The sequence below is a fragment of the Alteromonas sp. IB21 genome (genome assembly GCF_016405965.1).
GTDB lineage: Bacteria > Pseudomonadota > Gammaproteobacteria > Enterobacterales > Alteromonadaceae > Alteromonas.
In genome coordinates this window covers 1-890 of record NZ_JAEFCD010000072.1, presented here as the reverse complement: position 1 = coordinate 890, position 890 = coordinate 1, and the positions used below count along the sequence as shown (strand labels likewise).

The 890-nt window shown below is 49.8% G+C and carries 1 protein-coding gene; it reads right to left on the bottom strand.

All coding sequences use genetic code 11. The annotated features are described in order from the left end of the window. Positions 1–23 precede the first annotated feature (23 nt). The coding region (locus tag JC525_RS19770) for an IS5 family transposase (RefSeq protein WP_198817872.1) at positions 24–890 on the bottom strand (867 nt) is incomplete at its 5' end.

The window sequence follows — 890 nt, the reverse complement described above, 5'->3', positions numbered from 1 at the left end:
GGCGGATTCCAGGCGCACCTCCCCTACGCGAGGAGGTAATCTTTGCTCTTTAACAAATTCGTGAACCCCGCCAACAAATGTAGGCGCTCTGCATTTTTTGCCAGGCCGCGATAACGGACTTTACTGTATCCGAAGATACGCTTGATCGTGAGAAATGGGTGCTCAACTTTTGCGCGAACCTGAGCCTTAATTTTCTCAGCCTTGGCTAGATCGCTGTTCTTCGCGAGCTTACGTCGTTTACCAGGACGCATAGCGATATACCACTCAACATCTCTATTTTTATGCTCAGGTCGCTTCTCTACACCGAGATAGCCTGCATCTCCCCAAACACGCGTTTCGTTGCCATGGAGTAATTTTTCCGTTTGCGTAATGTCGTGCTCATTCGCACCGGTGGTTTCAATGCTGTGAATCAAACCCAACCCATCATCTACACCAATATGCATCTTCATTCCAAACTGCCACTCATTGCCTTTCTTGGTCTGATGCATCTCTGGATCTCGCTTCCCCTCTCGATTTTTTGTAGAACTTGGGGCGGCGATAATGGTCGCATCAACGATCGTCCCTTCACGCAGGGTCAGCCCATGTTCAGCGAGGTGCTTTTCGATCTCTCGAAATAACTTCTTGCCGAGATTGTGCTTTTCCAGCAAATGGCGAAACTTCAAAATCGTGGTTTCGTCAGGCAGACTATCTGACAGGCGCAGGCCGGCAAAGCGCCGCATAGACTCGATTTCGTACAGAGCATCTTCCATTGCGGGGTCGCTAAGGTTGTAAAATAGCTGCATGCAGTGGATGCGAAGCATCACGGACAACGGGTACGGACGTCGCCCATTGCCGATTTTCGGATAGACTGGCCGAATTCGATTCTCGAGCTTTTTCCATGGAATCAATGC